The organism is Galbibacter kalidii, assembly GCF_026241135.1.
Taxonomy (GTDB): domain Bacteria; phylum Bacteroidota; class Bacteroidia; order Flavobacteriales; family Flavobacteriaceae; genus Galbibacter.
The window spans coordinates 44,651-64,421 of sequence record NZ_JAPFGA010000013.1; the positions used below are offsets into that span (position 1 = coordinate 44,651).

A 19,771-nucleotide genomic window follows, 5' to 3' on the forward strand; every position below is an offset into this window, starting at 1 on the left:
TAGATGTCAGACTGACAAATTAAATTCATCAAGAGCTTTTTAAACAACCTTTTTTACTCATATATTTATCTGATCACCAAATCTTTATACGCTTTCCAGGCTCTAAATACATGGCATTTCCTTCTTCAATACCAAAAACTTCGTAAAACGCATCGATATTCACCAAGGGTTGTGTAGCTCTGTACATTCCCGGTGAGTGTGGATCAGTTTTAATTCTGCTTCGCAGGGCTTCATCTCTCATTTTTGTTCTCCACACAGTTGCCCAAGACATAAAGAAACGCTGTTCCTGTGTAAATCCATCCATTTCTCCTGGATTTCCATGTTCTTTCAAATGCAATTGCAGTCCGTCGTATGCTGCATTTACACCTCCAAGATCACCGATATTTTCCCCCAAGGTGAATTTTCCATTGATAAACACATCCGGAAGTACTTCGATTCGGCTGTATTGTGCTGCCAACGAATCTCCCAATGCGTTGAATTGTGTAAGGTCTTTATCAGTCCACCAATTTTTCAGGTTTCCATCAGCATCATAATCTGCCCCGCTATCGTCAAAACCATGAGAAATTTCGTGACCGATCACCGCTCCGATTCCTCCGTAGTTCACCGCAGCATCAGCAGTAAAATTGAAAAATGGGGGTTGAAGAATAGCCGCAGGAAACACAATCTCGTTATACGAAGGATTGAAATACGCATTTACGGTTTGTGGCGACATGAACCATTCTGTTTTATCTACAGGTTTTCCAAGTTTATCAATGGTACGGTTAAATCTCCATTGCGAAGCGTTCAATCTGTTTTGGAAATACGACCCCCCGTCTTCAGCAGTTTTGATTTCCAATTCGGAATAATCTTTCCATTTATCCGGATAACCAACTTTGATAGTCGTTTTAGTGATTTTTTCGATCGCTTTCTTCTTGGTTTCCTCGTCCATCCATGGCAATGCGTTGATACGCGCTTCATAAGCCTTTACTACATTTTGGATCATTTCCTTGGCTTGTGCTTTGGCTTCAGGAGGGAATTTTTCATCTACATACAGTTTCCCCAAAGCTTCACCAACCATTCGGTTTACGGTTTGCAATGCGCGTTCGTTTAAGGGTTGTTGTTCTTTAGCTCCGCGAAGTTCTTTACTGTAAAATTCCCAATTGGCCTTGTCCATTTCCTGGGTTAATAATCCGGCAGCATTATTTAACAACGACCAACGAAGGTATGCTTTCCAATCGTCTACATTTCCATTGTTGAAAACACTTTTTAACGACTTTGTATAGCCCACATCACTAATATTGATTGTATCTACAGACTCGGCTCCGATGGCTTTCAAATATGCTGACCAGTCAATAGCTGGCACCATCTTTTGAAGATCGGCGATTGCTGTTGGGTTATATCTGGTTTTTGGATCGCGACGTGCTACTTTATCGAGTGTCTCTTCTGCTAATTTGGTTTCAAATTTTAGGATTTGATCCGATTGCTCGGCAGCAGTTGCTTCGTCAACATCTATATATTGAAGCATGCGTGTGATATGTTCAACATATTTTTCCCTAATCTCTTTAGAACGATCATCCTCTTCCAAATAATAATCCCTATCGGGTAAACCTAATTCTCCGGAACCAAGTGTAGCCGTATTCTTATTACTGTCTTTGGCATCTGCCCTTACTCCAAAACTAAAAAATGTTGCTCCGATATAAGGTGTCATCTCAGTAAGATAAGCTTCCAAACTTTTTATATCAGAAATCGCATCAATCTTTTCGAGATACGATTTTAGAGGTGCTACGCCTTGTTTGTCTCTGGAATCAACATCCATAATGCTCTCAAACAAACGTACTGCTTTTGCTTGGTCTGAATTCGGATCCAATGTTGAATCATCTTTTGCCGCATTTAAAATAGCAAGTGCATCGGCATCGGTACGATCCCTTAGTTCGTTAAAACTTCCCCAGGTGGTTTTGTCGTCCGGAATTTCAGTGCTATCCAACCATTTTCCATTTACAAATCTGAAAAAATCTTCTTTCGGACTCACGGTTGTGTCCATATATTCAAGGTTAATTCCGGGGATTTCCACTACCTCGGCAACCTCTTTTTTTTCTTCAGTCTTACATGAAATAATTGCAATAACTGAAAATAGCCCGTACAGTACAGGCTGATTAATAGTTAACTTCATCTTTGATTGTTTTAGTTATGAATTAGTTCAACGCAATTTAAAATAAAATGCACACTGCACTTGGAACGACTCAATTAATTAACTTTTTTTTAAGAAATTACCGTCATCAATGGAAAGTTCTGGGAAAAACATCAATTTTCCTCTAGGAATTCTTGGTATATTTTGCTTTTAAGCGATTCTGAAAGTTGAATCCTGATAGCATTGTAGGCATTAAAAACCCGGGCACGGGACACATTGATGGAATCGACCGGTGCGTTTTCGTTTAATCGAGATCCTAACTGATAAGCGAAAGTTTTAAAGACCACCATTCTGCTTTTTACTTCGGGAATGTCAAATTTGGGTGGTACGGAATCCATTTCTTTATCCAAACGGATGAATTCTTCTGAAAAGTAGCTAAGATCACCCCTAGTTTGACGTTGAAATTTCACCATCAATTCAGAAAGTTCCTTGAATTTTGCCCATTTGTTTATTGTAATCAATTTTTCATCACTGATCTCCACGATATCGGGCAATTTTTCATAGCTGGTCTCTTGGGTTTCCTCTTCTTCTACCTGCTCTTTATCACTTTTGTTTCCGCAATTGATAAGAAAAAAACAACCCGCAAGTAACAATATGTATTTAATGACTTTCAATGACAAATATTTTATCCGATTTCAAAGATAGTAGAGTTGATAGAAATAACAATCTTTTTATTGAAGTGATTTAAACTTTCCTTTATTGGCTATAAAATTGCTCTTTTTGAGCCTGATTTTTGTCTTTTTCTCATTTTTGGCACAGCTTTTGGCTCTAGTTAGGTGAATTTAAAAATCATTCAGTTAACTAAAAATTTTAAACAGATGAAAACGAGAGTATTATTTATAGCTTTTGTATTGTTTGCCTTTACTTTTTCAATGGCTCAACGCGGAAATGATAAAGCGTGGAAGCATCAGAAAAAAATGTATAAGAAAGAAAAGAAATGGCACAAAGAGCAGATGAAATGGCACAAAGAACGAGATAAAGACAGGGCTGAGTATTATAGGGAAATGCGTAAGGACGAAAGGGAATACCGTCGTGAAATGGCTAAAATGGATCATGAGTATTACAGAGAAATGAGAAAAGCACGCATGGAACACTTACACGATTGTGAATGGTGTGATCACGGGTTTTATCACAACGATGATTATTACTATGAAGATGATGTGTATTATTCAAGAAGAACCCGAAGCCCAATTAGATTGGACGCCGAACTTTTTCTTAGGAACGGTGCCATTAGGGTAAGTTTATGATGAACTCATATTGACTTTTTCATATTGAAGACCGTCTCAAGGTTTTTGAGACGGTCTTTTATTAATGAACTCATCTTAACTTTTTAACAATTTCTCTACTTTTCTATTGCTATAAATTGGAGATAATCCGAATTTTTCGCTACAACAATATAATCATTTCCTTTGATATTTATTGTGGTCATATCCTTGACATCTCCCGGAGCATAGAAACCACTTTCACGACTGATGACAGGTTGAAGATTTCCTTTGCCATTCCCTTTAAAAAAGAGTCCGTTACTGGCATCATTTCTTGGGGTTTCCACTTCTGAAGCATGAAGGTTACCGGCTATCAGTGCATCCAAATGCCCGTCTTTATCAAAATCCTCAACCAAAATTTGGTTTATGGAAGATAATTGTGCCGGGTTGGGAAGTTGATGCAATACAAAACTCCCTCCTTTGTTCTCCATATAAACACTGGCAAACGATTTCACCTGATAGTGTAAAGCATTTTCCAAACCTTTTTCCGTATAAATATCGGTTATAGTGGCGGTAGAAAAAGATTCATAATCTTCAAACTTTTTCTTGATCGCAGGTACTTGCTGAGAAGAGCATTCCCTACCTCTTACCGGAAATTTTTTACCATCGTTGAAATAGCTCAGTACAATATCTCCGGAATTATTTTTGTCAAAATCATTGAAATAAACATCGAAAGTCTCATTTTCACTGGCTTTGTATTTGTAGTTAAGTCCCAGATTTCCCACCAGATAATCCATATCTCCATCTCCGTCAAAATCACCTTTTTCAATACTGAACCACCAACCACGGGTGTCTTCATCAAGGCCATATTCATTTGAAACATCCGAGAATTCACCTTCATCATTCTTCAACAAGGTAATCGGCATCCATTCCCCTACTACAATCAGATCAGTCCACCCGTCTTGATCAAAGTCGGTCCATAGTACATCGGTCGCCATTCCAATCTTATTTAAAAACGGAGCTGCTTCTGAAGTAACATCTACAAACTCAACATTATCTTTTGTACTCCTGTTTTCAAGCAAATAACTGTTTGCAGGCAGCGGGTAATTCCCGGGAACAAGTCTACCACATACAAAAAGATCCAGATCTCCGTCTTTATCAAAGTCGTGACTTTGTACCCTTGAACTGCTGGTAATCATTTCTGGTAATGCTGCTACGGATTTTTCAAAACTTCCCTTTCCATCATTTATGTAGAGTCGGTCCTGTAACTCTTTAGCATCGGGGGAAAATTCATTACCCCCGCTGGCAATATAGATGTCATTATCTCCGTCACCATCAGCATCAAAAATATGAATACCCATGTCCTCAGACATAATATCTGCTTCAAACGCTTTAGAATCACTTTTTACAAAACCATTTTCCTGTTGAAAATAGACAGCTGTGGTTTTCCGGGATGATCCCCCGGTTACCAAATCATCTTTGCCATCACCGTTCAGGTCTCCTACAGCTACATTCGGTCCAAACATAGAAGTTTGGTGGGGCAGGAGGACTTCTTTTTCATAATCGTCATAATAGTTTTCAATGTGCTGATGTCGGACAATAGTGGTGGTGTCTGTTTCGGTATGGAAAAGCATATTTTCTTTTAGCATTGCTATATCTTTTGATTGCTTAGCCTCTTGATAATTTACTGTAAGTGAAGTATTGGCCTTTATTTTTTTTAAGGTTTGTGTTTTTCTATCCGGCCAGATCACTTTTACAGAATCAATGACTTCACTTTTTTCAACACCAAAATGCAATTGTGGAGCCACAGAAGATTGAAATCCCCGGGTGGTGGTCAATTCTTGATATTGTTGATTTCCATCTGTATAAACGGTCGTTTTAACACCAATGCCGAAGGGGTTTTTTTCAGGGCCTTTGAAAGAAAACATCAAATAGTTGTTAAATTCACTGCTTTTATTTTCAAAAACGGAAGCTATATCATCAATATTATTGGTCACAATATCCAAATCGCCATCATTATCCAGATCTGCATAAACCCCTCCATTTGAAAACCCTATATGTTCGATACCCCATTCTTTGTTCTTTCGGGTAAATGTAAGGTCACGATTGTTTTTTAAAACGTAGTTATCTATAGGTTCTGAAGGAATCTCCAAGGATTTTATCAACAGACTATCCTTGGGAATTTTGCCTTTTCCCAGCTTTTTAAAATAATCTCTGTTGTTAATCTCCCGTCTGGTACCATTGGTGACAAAAATATCCTTCCAGCCATCGTTATCCAGATCAGCAAATAAAGGGCCCCAACTCCAATCTGTAGAAGAAACCCCTGCCAATCGGGAAATATTGCTAAAGTCCGGTAAACTGTCCAACAAGTTCCCGTTGTTCAACTGCAAACTGTTTTGCATATACTGATAATGGAAACCGGAATTAACCGTGCTCCAAAAAAGATCAGGATTCATACTTGCCATATTGGCTTTTGCCCTTCGGTTACTTTCGGGCGACATATCCACTTGAAAAATATCCGGTAAATTATCGTTGTTAAAATCTGCTATGTCAGCCCCCATCCCATAAAAAGAGACGTTTTTGGTAGCTAGTTTTACATGATCGGTAAAGGTTCCGTTTTTATTGTTGATGTACATATAATCCGGACTACTGAAGTCGTTAGACACATAAACATCCGGCCAGCCATCTTTGTTAAGATCACTTACTGTGGCGCTTAAGGAAAGCCCGAAATTTTTGATTCCGGCCTCTTCGGTCACATCGATGAATTTTCCGCTTTCATTTTTAAAAAGCCTATCTGTTTCTAGTTCTTTAGGGAATTTTTGTTTAAAGGCATAAAATTGGTTTGGTGCTTTAAAAGATGTTGGGGGATAATTGGCTACGTACAAGTCTAAATCGCCATCAAGGTCATAATCAAAAAAAGTAGCTTGTACGCTATTGGACTTTAGAGCTATGCCGTATTCTTCTGCTTGTTCGGTAAAAGTGTTATCACCATTATTGATAAACAATTGATTTTCTTTTGGGTCAAATTTTCCACCTACCGAACAATAGATATCCAAATAGCCATCATTGTTCACATCGGCCATAGTGACGCCGGTGTACCACCTCGAATCCCCGGTAACCCCTGCAGATTCGGTAATGTCTTCAAACTCCATATTGCCCTTGTTGAGGTATAGTTTGTTGGGCACCATATTTCCAGTAAAGTAGAGATCAACGAGTCCGTCGTTGTTGATATCCCCTACGGCAACCCCACCACCCATATATATATAACCATAGGTGTGATAATTGAGGGAGTCGTTTTCTGTAAGCTTATTGATAAAGTTTATACCTGTTTCAGAAGGAGAGGATTTTTTGAAAATCTCAGTATTGGCAACTGTGTTTTCCTCTGTTTGCTTCTCACAGGCAGTTATTAATAATAATGCGAGAAAAAAGACAATTGGATATTTTAACTTCATAGTCATTGATTGAGTGAACTAAGGTATGAATTGTGAGTGTTAATGAAAAAAACAGGGCGTTTAAAGCGCCCTGTTATAGAAAAAATCAAATGAATTTAAATTTAAAATCCAGGATTTTGTTCAAGTATACCACCGCTTTGGTCTATTGCGTTGATTGGAATCGGAAATAAATTATGCTTCTCTTGATAAGCACCAAATTTTGTATCATAACCGGATTGATTTAAATCTTCTCCTTCGTTTTGGATATAGGTATTAATGGTTTCTGTTGTTATACCCCATCTTCTTAAATCAAATAACCTATGTCCTTCCATACCAAATTCTAAACGACGCTCAAAACGGATTGCCTTTCTGGCAAAATCCTGACTTCCAAAAGAATCATAGGGCTCAATTTGATAATTGGCAGCATCTGTATCCGGAATAGGGTTATTATCTTCATCAAGTGCTTGTTCGTAAGTCATATTCTTTGCCCTATTACGAACACGGTTTACGTAATCCAAGGCCAAAGCCAAATCCGGGGTAGATTTTTCAACAGCAGCCTCGGCAGCCATCAACAATACATCGGCAAACCGCATAATGTTATAGTTGATCCCCGACCAGTCGGAGCCCCAACCTCCTGTGCCGCGGTTGCCATCAACTTCATCAACTTGATACATGTTCTTTTTAGGAAGATACGGCCCTGAAATATCGGTAAAAGTTGCCCTTATCCACTCTTTTCCGGGATTTAGCCCAAAACCGTTGTAATCAATTCCCCTTCTCCCAACAGTATAATCCAATCTAGGATCTAAGGGCCCTGTATGAGGTGTATAATCAGTTGGGATTTCGGGGGTCTCTTCATCTCCATCATGATCATAATACGAATTTATACCATAATCGCTGGTTACATCAGTTGCAGTATATGAGTCCAACAACGGTAGTCCGGAACCATCGGTTTGAAAAGCATTCACTAAATCTTGGGTAGGTTGGTAAAAACCACAACACGTACCCAAAGGTCCACCCCCGGGAAAGTTTAAGGTACCAGCACCATTTCCGTTAAAAGAACGTCCATCATCTGCAGAAAATTGAATGGCAAATATGGACTCTGGTCCATTTTCACCTTTTAGATTAAAATTGTCTACAAATTCAGCATTTAGCGAATAGGGTCCGTTATTAATTACATCGTTGAACAGTGGAAGCGCTTCGTCATATTTTCCTTGGTACAAATAGGCTTTGCCCAAAAAAGCTTTGGCTACCCAAGAATTGGCCCTGCCTGGAACTTTTTCATCATCTAATCTATCAATCGCTGCCTGAAAATCTTCCTCAATCTTATCCCAGATTGGACCTGGATTGGGTTGGTTAAATTCTTCGTTCACCAAATTTTCAACAGAAATAAACGGCACATTCCCATAAAACTTTTGAAGCTCAAAATTATAATACCCTCTTAGAAAAAGAGCCTCGCCTTCCTGTTGGGTAAAATCACCCTCAGGAATTTGATTGATCAAATCAAGAACGGCGTTACATCGGTTCACTCCACCGAAGATTGCACTCCACCTTGCCATAAACCATCCGTTACCGGTTTGCCAGTCCAAAGTTTCAATTTGAAATAATTCCGTGTTATCTCCATCGGTACTTCCCCTGTGGGCATCATCGGAGACCACATCGGTCCACCAATTATCTCCCCCGGCTGCGACAGCTTCTCCTTGTCTATTCACACGCTCTCCATCCATAGCAGAATAAGCCGCTGTCAACTTAAGGTCAACACCTACAGCAGTCTGCAAATCTGCATCAGGAATATTTCCTGTCGCTGCTTTTTCCGTGAAATCATCACTACAGGCCCATAGTAATAGACCTACCAGTATTATTGAATATATTATTTTCTTTTTCATTTTTTAAAATTTTAAATTAATTCCGAAGGAATAAATTGAAGCTAAAGGATAGTTGTTATCAGAAACCCCTATGGTAAGGTTATCTATTGCCCCATTATCTAAAAATCTTGGCTGTAGTTCAGGATCTACTCCATCATAACCGGTTATCGTGAATAGATTGGTCCCTTGAAGGTAGAACCGCACACTATCCATACCTAAATAGCTAGAAACTTCTTCATTAAGGGTGTAACCAATCTGTAGGTTTTTTAACCTCATATACGATCCATCTTCAACAAAAAATGAATTTGCATTACCCTCATTGTTCGTTATACTTTGGCTCAGAGCCGGTAATTCGGCATCTAGATTGTCCGGTGTCCAAGAATCCAATACCCTTACACTTCTATTGGCATTGAAGAAGGATGGAAAGTCGGTATACACCTTATCGTTATTAAATATTTCATTTCCTTGGGAACCTTGAAAAAATGCCGACATGTCGAAACCTTTGTAGCCCAAGGTTAAATTGACCCCATAAGTGAAATCCGGGTGGGGTGAACCGATAAAGGTCCTATCGTCATCATTGATCACGCCATCGTTGTTCAAATCCCTGTATTGGAATCTTCCAACCCCGTCGGCCGGGGTAGCAAATCCTTGGTCTGCGGCAGCTGATACTTCAGCTTCAGAAGCAAAAATGCCTTCAACCACTCTACCATAGAAAGATGATATAGGTTGCCCCTCTTGCGTTCTGGTAACGGTACCCGTAGTTCTGAAGTTGTCGAATCCGCCCTGGAAGGCACTGATTAGGTCAATCACCTCATTTTTGTAACTGGAAAAATTAACATCTATACCATAGCTGAAGCCTGAATCTGTCTGGTCTGCATAACTTAAGATAGCATCCACACCTTTGTTCTCAATAGAACCCAGGTTCACATAGGGAGGTGCGGCATCAATGGATGTTGAACTAAACAAAGATTCGTCTTGGTTGATCAAATCTTTTGTGGTGATCGTAAAATATTCCGCAGCAAGATTCAGTTTATTATCAAAGAAACCGAGTTCAACACCAAAGTTAGTGGTTTCACTGGTTTCCCATTTTAAATTTGGGTTACCCGCAGCCGATAAAATCGCTCCTTGGGTGGCTCCCCCACTACCACTGTATACGTAATTAGCATATTGCTCGCTTAAAGTTGATATATTGATGGTAGGGTTATCCACGGGGAGTGTTTGGTTGCCCATCTGCCCCCAAGACCCTTTGAACTTCAATCTACTAACAAAAGAATCTTCAGGCCAAAAGGCTTCATTGCTCACTACCCATCCTGCACTGAATGAGGGGAAAATATCATTCTTGTTGTCACCAACGAACCTGGATGATTCATCTTGTCGAACAGTTGCCGTTAAAAAGTAACGACCATCATAATTGTAATTCACCGTTCCAAACAAAGAGAACAAAGACGATGCATTGTCAAAGGCGTATGCCACATTGGCTGCACCACCTCCATTGCTCAATAAGTAGTAGTCGGGTGTTTCGAAGAAATAATCTGTTCTGGAAATTTCCTTACCCTTACTATGTACCTCCAACGCCTCAATACCAACAAGCGCATTGATATTGTGATCACCAAACGACTTATTGTAGCTTAACGTATTGGTCCATACCCATTCGTATATGTCTTGATCGGCTTCGGTTAGGGTGTTGGTCGCAATGGGCTCAGAAGACTCAGGTATCAATGCCCTAAAGCGTCTATCGTTGTACGCCCGGATGGAACCACCCAGGGATGTTTTTAACTGTAGTCCATCCAAAATATCCCATGTGGCATAGATATCACCGAACACCCTTAAGGTTTTCCTGAAATCATCAGCTTGTCGGGTAGCTTCCGCCACCGGGTTGTTCGGGTTGGAAAGACCAGTATCATTACTGTAGTTACCTCCAAAATTACCTTCATCGTCATATACGGGAACCAAAGGAGACATCCTTGTTGCAAAATTAAACCAAGATTGCCCTCCGCCTCTTCTGTCATAAGAAATGTTGGTGTGTTCCCCGATCCGGATTTTATCCCCAATTTTAAATTCGGAATTCAATCTAGCCGAACCTCTTTTAAATCCAGTCTTAATTTGAATACCTTCACGGTTTAGAAAACCTGCAGAAAAAAGGAATTTAGATTTTTCATTACCATTTTCCAAGGTAATGGAAGCATTTTGGGTAATTGCAGTTCTGTAAATTTCATCCAACCAATCGGTTCCTCCATTTGGCTTAACGGTCATGCTTACAGGAACGCTTTGTATTTTTGAGGGAACAACCGGGCTTGCACCATTGCCATATTGGGCATGTGAAGGGGTTCCGTCATCATTTAAAATACTTTGCCATAGCATTTCCCCATGCTGTTGTGTATCGAGTAGCTCAGGTACATTGGTCGGTGTTGAAAACCCTGTGTACATATCGAACGATACTTTTGCCGTATCCATGTTATAGCCGCCACTTTTGGTGGTGATGATCACAACACCGTTGGATGCCCGGGCGCCGTAAATGGCCGCGGCACCGTCCTTAAGCACGTTCATTTGCTGGATATCCGCAGGATTTATGGAGTTTAGGATACTAGGATCATCCGTTTGCACACCATCAATGATGTAAAGAGGATCATTGCTGTTACCAGTTCCATAACCCCTTATACGTACTACAGGGGAGGCTCCTGGCGTTCCATTATTTGTTATTGTGACCCCGGAAACCCGTCCTTGAAGGGCTTCAGCTGCATTAACCATAGGGACTTTGGTGGCTTCGTCCACATCTACAGAGGCAACAGAACCGGTAACGTCCCCTCTTGTTTGTGTTCCATAACCTACCACTATAACCTCATCTAAGGCTTGGGCGTCTTCTTGCATAACCACATCGATCGTGGATCTGCCGTCTACAGGAATTTCTTGAGTTGACATTCCTACATAACTAAATACAAGCACAGCATCAGACGGGACGTTGTTTAATGTGTAATTTCCGTCGAAGTCGGTTTGTGTTCCATTAGTTGTTCCTTTTACCACTACACTTGCTCCAGGCAGTGGTCCATTTGCTTCGGAAACATTTCCGCTAACAGTTTGAGCTTGCGTCATTCCTATACACAATAGTGCACACAGGAACAACAAACTTTTAGGTAAGGTGTTCTTCATATATGTTAGTTTATAGTTAGTATTATTCAACATTTACTCTATGTTTCAACCATTTTTAGTTGACTTAATTTTTGGTTAAAAAACAATATCAAAATGTTAAATTTTCCCAAATATATATGAAATTATAAAGATGACTAAACTAAAAATGTATTTTTTTTAATTTTTTAATGTTAAAATTGTTATATAAATAAAAAGTATATTTTACCTTTAAATAAATTTTGAATGAGAAAAAATCCTTATATATCGATAGAACAGCTCTATCATTTTTCAGTAAAAAAACAATGTTATATGCTATTGTGTTCTGGTCACAAACCACAAACGGCATGTCCATTAACAGGGATTTAGAACACTATATGTAAGAAAATAAATTCATTTTAATATCGCAGATAATCGATTGAAGAATCCACAACAATTATCTCAAATTGAATGAATTCAAAAAAATTAGAATTGAAGAATATTTTTTTAGATCATTTAGCAAGTGGAAGCTTAAATCTATAAAAAATGTCCCCTATCAACCAAATGATGATTTTAAAGTAGAGTCAACGTTACAAAAATCGAACCAACTTTTTGAGGAATTGGCACTTCTAGCAGGCTTGCTTGATCCTCAAACTACGACCTTTTAACACTATATGTAAGATGATGGTGGGGGAAAGATTAGCCCAGAAGACCATCCCATTAGGGTAAAACGATCTCGACCTGGACACTGGATTTGAACATGGAGCTCCCCGGACTATTGTCGAACCAATTCATTGAAGAATTAATGCTCTTGGCTAATTTGATTAGTGTTAAACCAAGGCTTGACAACCAAGTTTTTTGATCTGTAATCAAGAACGAAATAGAGAAATCTTTTGTAGAACAAAGATTATGACACAAGAATCTTCAGATAAGAAAGGACCAAATCTGCCTCGGCGGTTGTTTTGGGAGTTCCGCTACGAAAAAATGGATTGGGTTAAGGCTTATCGGACAGTTATTGGCCGTGTAGTAGAAAGAGGGAACGAGGAAGAATGGGAAGAAATGCTTCGTTACTACGGCAAATCCAAGGTTGTGGAAACATTAAAAAATGAAACTAACTATTTGACTGATCGCGCAATACGATTGGCAGAGGAAAGATTAGGTGTGAAGCCAGAAGAATTAAAAGCCTATTGGCGCAAGCGGTCTCGCCCCGGACACTGGATTTAACATCTTCTTATATACTCGCTACTTATAAACAACAGCTCTTCTCTTACTTCATGAGGGACAGCAAGTGGTAAGGAGGAAGTCAATGTGACTGATGCCTGATCGTGTTAATAACTTTCATAGAGGTTGTCTATGAAAAGGACTTTCAAATTATTATTTTTGGTCAAGTTCAGTCCAAATAATTTTAGTCCAAATAAATGTTGTCAATAGGAGAGCAAATAAGGAAGTTAAGGGAAGATCAGGGATTGCCTCTAAGGAAAGTAGCCGCTGAATTAGATATTGACCAATCCATTTTGAGCAAGATTGAAAGAGGAGAACGAAAAGCCTCCAAAGAACAGATCATCCAGATTGCCCGAATTTTTGATGTAAACGAAAGGGAATTGCTCATCAACTACTTGAGTGATCGGGTAGTTTATGACTTGAAAGATGAGGATTTGGCAACAGATGCATTGAAAGTGGCTGAACGGAAAATAAGAGATATGACCAAAAACCGAAATGCGAAATAGAGATTCCATACAAGCTATAGAACAAGAGTTGCCAAATCATTTTGCCGACCGGCTAGGTGTTGAGTATGCCAGCATTGCAAGTCAGAAGCGTAAGAAAGAAACATGATAATGTTATGCATAAAATACTTGATTTTATAGATACCATACCAACCTGATTTAATATGAAAGTATTTAAGATAGAAATAGAGAACTACCGATTGTTGAAAGACTTTTCCATGGACTTGGAAAAGGAACTGTCCCTGGTAATCGGTAAAAATAACACAGGTAAAACCTCCATACTATCTATCCTGAACAAATTCTTAAACCCTTCGGAAAGAAATAAATTCTTCTTTGATGATTTTAATATTGATTTCAAGAAGGAACTCAAAGGAAAGATAGAAGCAGGAGAGGCTATTGAAGAGGATGAATATGATCCTTTAGGAATACGACTTAGGTTATTTATCGAATACGGAGAGGAAGATAACCTTTCAAATATCAGTCGGGTGATGATGGATTTGGACCCGGACAACAATGTTATTGTCCTCGGCTTTCAATACACTTTAGATTATAATGAATACACCCGCTTAAGAAGTGAATACGCGGAATTTGAAACAAAAGAAAAACAGAAAAAACGTGATAAACCCGATTATAAAAAACGAAACTTAAGTGATTTTCTACAATCAAGTCACGCTGCTTTCTTCAGAACTGATAAACGTTCATTAGCCTATAACCTAACTACCCAAAAAGCAAGTACTGATACTTACATTGATCTGGAAACTGAAAAAATCAGCATTGCAGATATTATCAACTTTAAGTATATCAGTGCAAAAAGAGATGTTACGAATAAAGATGTTGACAAAACCCTTTCGGGACAGACATCAAGGATATATAGACGCACGGAGACAAATGATGAACAAAACAGAGCTGTTGAAGATTTTAAGGACAAATTAAGTGAAACGGATACTCATTTAAGCGATATCTATAAGACGCTTTTTGATGACATAGTCAAGAAAGTAAAAGATTTTGGGGGTGTAAAAATCAATGAATCTGAGATTGAAATAATATCCACCTTACAACATCGGGAATTACTGGAGGGAAATACAACAGTTGTTTATAAGCATGATGCGGACAACCGTCTTCCAGAATATTACAATGGCTTAGGTTACATGAATCTCATTAGTATGATCTTTGAAATAGAGATTCTTGTTAATGAATTTAAGCGAGAAAAAGATAAAAAGCCGGCGGATATTAACCTTCTTTTCATTGAAGAACCAGAAGCACATACACATCCCCAGATGCAGTATGTGTTTATCAAAAATATTAAAAAACTACTTGATGAAGGCATAGTACGGCAAGATGGTGAGAACAGGGATTTGCAGTACATTATTAGTACGCATTCATCTTGCATTGTGGCAGACAGTGATTTTGACGACATCAAATATCTGAAAAAGGAAAATAGCGGAATAATAGCCCGAAACTTGAAAGACCTAAAGGATGATTATAATAATGAAACAAATCAATATCAATTCTTAAAACAATATCTTACCATTAGTCGGGCAGAAATATTTTTCGCGGATAAGGCTATCCTTATCGAAGGAGATACGGAGCGTATCCTTATCCCCACCCTTATGAGAAAAGTGGACATTGAAGAAGAGAAAAGGCATAACGCATCCGGTGAACAGGATGAATACTTACCCTTACTCTCTCAGAATATTTCTGTCATTGAAGTTGGGGCTTATTCTCAAATATTTGAAAAATTCATTGACTTTTTAGGAATTAAGAGTTTAGTCATAACTGATATTGATTCAATAAGGGAGGTTGCTGTAGATGGAGGAAAGACAAAAAAGGAAGCATGTCCCGTCATGGATGGAATCGGAACGAGCAACTCTGCTATTCTTCATTATTTTCCTGAAACTAATTGGGATAACCTTAAGAAATTAGCTCTTAATAATAAGCTACTCAAAGAAGAAAGGTTGCTAATTGCCTATCAGATAGAGGAACAAGAATATCATGCCCGGAGTTTTGAAGATGCATTTATCCATATAAACAAAGAATTTGTAAATGTCAACAAAGAGAATTTCAGAGGACTTCAGAATAAAGAGTTTTTTGAAAATGGTATTGGTGCTTATGAACTGGCCGAAAGGTGCATAAAGAAAAAAACGCATTTTGCCTTAGACATTCTGTATCACAGCAATACAGATTTCAGTAACTGGGAAATTCCCGCTTATATCAAAGAAGGGCTGCTATGGTTGAAGAAAGATTAACATTAGAACCGGAAGTACAGGAAATTTTCCAGTGCATTGATAGCAAGCGCAATTTTTTGCTGAGCGGAGGCGCAGGTAGCGGCAAGACCTATTCATTGGTTCAGGTTATCCGGCAAGTTATTGCTGAATATCCTACGGCTAAGGTGGCTTGTATGACGTACACCAATGCAGCAGTTAAAGAAATTGAAGAGCGGGTAAACCATAAAAATCTGAATGTATCTACTATTCACGACTTTTTGTGGGACAATATCAAACACTTTCAAAAAGAGCTAAAGGCCGCTATCATTGCTTTAGCAAATGATGAAGACGCCAAGATATCTATTGGTGAAGACGGCTCAATACCGGATAATTATTTTGATGAACTTGAAAAAGGTATTCAGTATAAGGAGTATTTAAAACTCAAAGAGGGCATTATTTCCCATGACGAACTACTGCTTGTAGCAAATCACCTTTTTGAAAAGTATCCCAAACTCAGCGCCATTGTTAAAGACAAATACCAGTTCATTTTTATTGATGAGTACCAGGATACGAATACGGCTGTTGTGGATATTATTCTGAATCACTTCAAGAAAAGTGAGAAAAATAACCTAATCGGTTTTTTCGGAGATGCTATGCAATCCATCTATGATGATGGAATTGGGAATCTGGATGAATATAAAGGTGATGCGGAAGGCGATGTGAAGGAGGTGAAAAAAGCACAGAATAGAAGGAGCCCCCGCAGAATAATTGATCTGGCAAACAGACTAAGAACAGACGGCATAACCCAGGAACCATCAACTGATGAGAAAGCACCAAACATGATGGATGGTCAGGTGAAGGAGGGGAACATTCAGTTTATTCATTCAGCCAATGGTGATGTCTCCTTGATAAAGCAGTACTTAACTGAAAATCATGGATGGAACTTTGAAAATGCAAAAGAAACGAAAGAATTGAACCTGACCCATAACTTGATTGCAGACAAGGCAGGGTTTCGCACACTGATGGACATTTACGACAAGGACTTGATATTGAGTTATAGAGACAGAGTTAAGAAGTATATCAAGAACAATGCTATTATTACTGATTTTTCGCAAAACACGTTTAGGGAAGTTATTGCGGTCTTGGCTGATGGTAAAGTAGGTAGAGAATTAAAGGCTGTCCGTCCAACAGCTTCTATGCAAACTTTCATAGACGGCAACCAGGCACTTTATCAGACTGCATTAAACTACAATTATGAGGTGTTTTCAAAATTCTATGTCAATAAGGATCAGCTATTGGATGATAAAAAGCAAGATGAGGATGATGAGAACAAAAAGGGTTCAAAGCGGGACAACCTGATAAAACATCTTTTTAAAATTCAAAACAGCATCGTGCTGTACCAAACTGGTAGGTATAACGAGTTTTTGCGAGCTACGGACTACAAAGACAAAATCGTCAGTATTGCAGCTAAAAGGATATTGAAGGACAATATTGAAGGCCTAATCAATGTCAGAAACAAAACCATTGAAGAAGTGATCAATGATGCTCATGAGAAGGGCATTTGCCTAATAGATGATAAACTTGAGGATTTCAAAGCAAGGAATGAATACCTGTACAACAGGGTAAGGGAAGTTGGTTTCTGCGAATTTCAAAAACTGTACGATTATCTAGAAGGGAAGACACCGTTTTCTACTCAGCATAAGACAAAAGGGACAGAGTTCAATAATGTTTTGGTCATATTGGATAATGGTGGTTGGAATAAATACAACTTTGAGAATATGTTCTTGAATACTGGTACAGCAAGCGTTTTGGAAAGAACACAAAAGATTTTCTATGTATGTTGCACCCGAGCTAAAGAGAATTTAGCGGTTTTCTATCACAATCCTAGTCCGCAGGTAGTGGGTAAAGCGAAAGAATGGTTTGGAGAACAAAACGTTATCCCATTGTAATTTTTGAAAGTTTTACCATAAACCTTAGTCAAAACCACCCCACCCCGGTCATCAGTGTGAAAAATATCCATTAAACCCTTTCAATTTTGATACAGAACCAAAATTGAGAGACATGGAAAATCACACACCAAACCACGAAACCGGAAACGTTAACCCACCTTTCCTGGAGGAAGTCATAGGCTATTTCATTCAGAACGGATTTCCCCAGGAAGAGGCCGAGATCTTCTATTATTATTTCACCAGCACCGACTGGATGACCGATTCAAACATTCCCATTCACGATTGGAAAGCACATGCCAATAAATGGATGTGGAACCTAAGACATTGAACCCTATCCCCCTGTTTCAAACGATCGGAAATAAATCTTTGGAAGGGTTTGGATTGCTGCTTTTTTGCAATCAGCAAGATGTAGGATTGTCTGACGCCAATCCCATCTTGCCCTTCGCTGCCGGAGTTGCTTCGGGGGAAAATTCTCGGAACTCGAATTTTCATCTGACTGGAGAAAATGGCAAAGCAAAAGACAATAAAATATGAAAACCGTTTGACCATAAGGCTTACCCGGGCGGAGAAGAAGCAGTTGGAAAAGCTATTGGCTAAAAACGCTTTTAACCGGAATATGAGCGAGCTGCTCCGGGAGATGATATTCAGCAAAGAGATCACGGTAAAGACCTATGATGCTTCCCTTGTGGAACTCATGGAAAAGCTGTCGGGGATCAAAAAGGAGCTGCGTGCCATCGGGGTGAACATCAACCAGGTGACCCGCTATTTTCACAATACCCGTGATCCCGGCAAAAAAAGGTTTTATGCCCGGAGGATAGCCGCTGCCAGTAGGGAAGTTTCTGAGGTAACAGGGAAGGTATTGGATATAATGAGTGAATTGGGCAAGAAATGGTCGCAAAGATAATCACCGGGAAAAGCATCCGCGGCGCTTTGCACTACAATGAGAACAAAGTAGGGCAAGGACAGGCCGGGCTGCTTATGGCCAGCGGTTTTTTGGCGGACGAGAAGAAAATGGATTTTCACCAAAAGCTGGGACGTTTCCAGGCGCTTACCATGCAGAACAAAAGGACCAAGACCAATACCCTGCATATATCACTCAACTTCTCCAATCAGGACCGGCTCACCCCAGGACTATTGAAGGCCGTTGCAGACCGGTATATGGAGGGGATCGGTTTCGGGGACCAGCCATACCTGGTCTACCGGCATTTTGATGCCGGCCACCCCCACATCCATATTGTGACAACCAACATCCAAAACGGGGGGAACCGCATAGAGACCCACAACCTGGGGAAATTCCAGTCTGAAGTGGCCCGCAAGGCCATCGAGAAACAGTACGGGCTGGTAAAAGCCGAAGAGCAAAAGAAAGAGGAAGTTTACCTGCTCCGCCCGGCTGCACTGGAAAAGGCGGCTTATGGAAAATCCGGGACCAAAGCGGCGATCTCTGGTATCGTGCGGGAGGTCGTCCGCTCATATAGGTTTACTTCCCTGGCAGAACTCAACGCAGTGCTGGGCCAGTTCAACGTAAGGGCAAGCCGTGGGGCTGAGAACACGCGAATGCATCAACACAAGGGGTTGGTATACCACATCTGTGATGAGAGCGGCAACAAACTGGGCGTACCCATCAAAGCCAGTTCCATCTATTCAAAGCCTACCCTAACGAAGCTGGAAAAAAAATTTGAGCGGAACAAGCTCTTAAGAAAGCCTCATAAAGAACGCCTTCGAAGAGTGGTTGACAAAATCCTGGCTCCGGGGGACCTCACCCGGGAACAGTGGGCCGGTGAGCTTCGCAAAAAGGGCATCCGGGCTGTTTTCAGGGAAAATACGCAAGGGCTGATCTACGGGGTCACTTTTATTGATAATACCAGCCGGTCGGTCTTTAAGGGAAGCGACCTGGGGAAATCCTACAGTGCCGGAGCACTGATGAAACGGTTTTCCGGCAGATTGCATCAGTCGGAAAAAGAACGTCCTGCTGAAAGAGCTGATGTTGCCCCGGTGGAGAAAATAACCCGGCATAAAGGCCTTTTAGAAGGGGTGCTGGAAGAACTTATCGGGGGAGAACCTGAATACGAGGAGTACATTCCTTATGAGCTGAGGAAAAGCAGGAAGAGGAGAAAAAAGAAAAAAGACTAA

At 39.8% G+C, this 19,771-nt stretch carries 13 protein-coding genes; 8 read left to right on the plus strand and 5 right to left on the minus strand.

Translation table 11 applies throughout. The features are described from left to right. Positions 1-73: 73 nt before the first annotated feature. Entirely contained in the window at positions 74-2,149 is a 2,076-nt protein-coding gene (locus tag OOZ15_RS13450; protein WP_265956943.1) for a M13 family metallopeptidase, read from the minus strand. Between the two features lie 131 nt (positions 2,150-2,280). After that, on the minus strand, positions 2,281-2,781 hold the full coding sequence (locus OOZ15_RS13455; protein WP_265956944.1) for a hypothetical protein: 501 nt from the start codon (positions 2,779-2,781) through the stop codon (positions 2,281-2,283). A 204-nt stretch (positions 2,782-2,985) separates the two neighbouring features. Here OOZ15_RS13455 and OOZ15_RS13460 point away from each other — a divergent pair, with 204 nt between their 5' ends. Continuing rightward, entirely contained in the window at positions 2,986-3,414 is a 429-nt protein-coding gene (locus OOZ15_RS13460; protein ID WP_265956945.1) for a hypothetical protein, read from the plus strand. 95 nt (positions 3,415-3,509) lie between these two features. On the opposite strand, the gene OOZ15_RS13465 is transcribed toward OOZ15_RS13460, so the two are convergent. The 3 genes from OOZ15_RS13465 to OOZ15_RS13475 form a co-directional block, all read right to left on the minus strand. Further along, a complete protein-coding gene (locus OOZ15_RS13465) occupies positions 3,510-6,821 on the minus strand; it encodes a VCBS repeat-containing protein (RefSeq protein WP_265956946.1) in 3,312 nt (1,103 codons plus the stop codon). 101 nt (positions 6,822-6,922) lie between these two features. Continuing rightward, positions 6,923-8,683, minus strand: a complete 1,761-nt coding sequence (locus OOZ15_RS13470; protein WP_265956947.1) for a RagB/SusD family nutrient uptake outer membrane protein — start codon at positions 8,681-8,683, stop codon at positions 6,923-6,925. A 3-nt stretch (positions 8,684-8,686) separates the two neighbouring features. Next, on the minus strand, positions 8,687-11,809 hold the full coding sequence (locus tag OOZ15_RS13475) for a SusC/RagA family TonB-linked outer membrane protein (RefSeq protein WP_265956948.1): 3,123 nt from the start codon (positions 11,807-11,809) through the stop codon (positions 8,687-8,689). A gap of 864 nt (positions 11,810-12,673) precedes the next feature. On the opposite strand from OOZ15_RS13475, the gene OOZ15_RS13480 reads away from it, so the two are divergent. From OOZ15_RS13480 to OOZ15_RS13510, 7 genes are all read left to right on the plus strand, one after another. Continuing rightward, positions 12,674-12,988, plus strand: coding sequence for a DUF6922 domain-containing protein (locus OOZ15_RS13480; protein ID WP_265956949.1), 315 nt, complete (start codon positions 12,674-12,676; stop codon positions 12,986-12,988). Positions 12,989-13,182: 194 nt separating this feature from the next. Further along, positions 13,183-13,491 carry a helix-turn-helix domain-containing protein gene (locus OOZ15_RS13485; RefSeq protein ID WP_265956950.1) on the plus strand — a complete coding sequence of 103 codons (309 nt, stop codon included), beginning with the start codon at positions 13,183-13,185 and terminating at the stop codon, positions 13,489-13,491. A 161-nt stretch (positions 13,492-13,652) separates the two neighbouring features. Next, positions 13,653-15,734, plus strand: a complete 2,082-nt coding sequence (locus OOZ15_RS13490) for an ATP-dependent nuclease (RefSeq protein WP_265956951.1) — start codon at positions 13,653-13,655, stop codon at positions 15,732-15,734. Continuing rightward, positions 15,716-17,641, plus strand: coding sequence for a UvrD-helicase domain-containing protein (locus OOZ15_RS13495; protein ID WP_265956952.1), 1,926 nt, complete (start codon positions 15,716-15,718; stop codon positions 17,639-17,641). Before OOZ15_RS13490 ends, OOZ15_RS13495 begins: the two co-directional genes overlap by 19 nt. Before the next feature lie 112 nt (positions 17,642-17,753). Beyond that, positions 17,754-17,969, plus strand: a complete 216-nt coding sequence (locus tag OOZ15_RS13500) for a hypothetical protein (protein ID WP_265956953.1) — start codon at positions 17,754-17,756, stop codon at positions 17,967-17,969. Between the two features lie 177 nt (positions 17,970-18,146). Next, positions 18,147-18,545, plus strand: a complete 399-nt coding sequence (locus tag OOZ15_RS13505) for a plasmid mobilization protein (protein ID WP_265956954.1) — start codon at positions 18,147-18,149, stop codon at positions 18,543-18,545. Continuing rightward, complete coding sequence (locus tag OOZ15_RS13510) at positions 18,530-19,771, plus strand: relaxase/mobilization nuclease domain-containing protein (protein ID WP_265956955.1); 1,242 nt, start codon at positions 18,530-18,532, stop codon at positions 19,769-19,771. Before OOZ15_RS13505 ends, OOZ15_RS13510 begins: the two co-directional genes overlap by 16 nt.

Excerpts from the sequence above, each read along its gene's own strand:
- OOZ15_RS13470 (WP_265956947.1), bottom strand. The coding sequence starts at position 8,683 with ATGAAAAAGAAAATAATATATTCAATAATACTGGTAGGTCTATTACTA.
- OOZ15_RS13465 (WP_265956946.1), bottom strand. The coding sequence starts at position 6,821 with ATGAAGTTAAAATATCCAATTGTCTTTTTTCTCGCATTATTATTAATA.
- OOZ15_RS13450 (WP_265956943.1), bottom strand. The coding sequence starts at position 2,149 with ATGAAGTTAACTATTAATCAGCCTGTACTGTACGGGCTATTTTCAGTT.
- OOZ15_RS13475 (WP_265956948.1), bottom strand. The coding sequence starts at position 11,809 with ATGAAGAACACCTTACCTAAAAGTTTGTTGTTCCTGTGTGCACTATTG.
- OOZ15_RS13490 (WP_265956951.1), top strand. The coding sequence starts at position 13,653 with ATGAAAGTATTTAAGATAGAAATAGAGAACTACCGATTGTTGAAAGAC.
- OOZ15_RS13460 (WP_265956945.1), top strand. The coding sequence starts at position 2,986 with ATGAAAACGAGAGTATTATTTATAGCTTTTGTATTGTTTGCCTTTACT.
- OOZ15_RS13485 (WP_265956950.1), top strand. The coding sequence starts at position 13,183 with ATGTTGTCAATAGGAGAGCAAATAAGGAAGTTAAGGGAAGATCAGGGA.
- OOZ15_RS13510 (WP_265956955.1), top strand. The coding sequence starts at position 18,530 with ATGGTCGCAAAGATAATCACCGGGAAAAGCATCCGCGGCGCTTTGCAC.
- OOZ15_RS13495 (WP_265956952.1), top strand. The coding sequence starts at position 15,716 with ATGGTTGAAGAAAGATTAACATTAGAACCGGAAGTACAGGAAATTTTC.
- OOZ15_RS13500 (WP_265956953.1), top strand. The coding sequence starts at position 17,754 with ATGGAAAATCACACACCAAACCACGAAACCGGAAACGTTAACCCACCT.
- OOZ15_RS13480 (WP_265956949.1), top strand. The coding sequence starts at position 12,674 with ATGACACAAGAATCTTCAGATAAGAAAGGACCAAATCTGCCTCGGCGG.
- OOZ15_RS13505 (WP_265956954.1), top strand. The coding sequence starts at position 18,147 with ATGGCAAAGCAAAAGACAATAAAATATGAAAACCGTTTGACCATAAGG.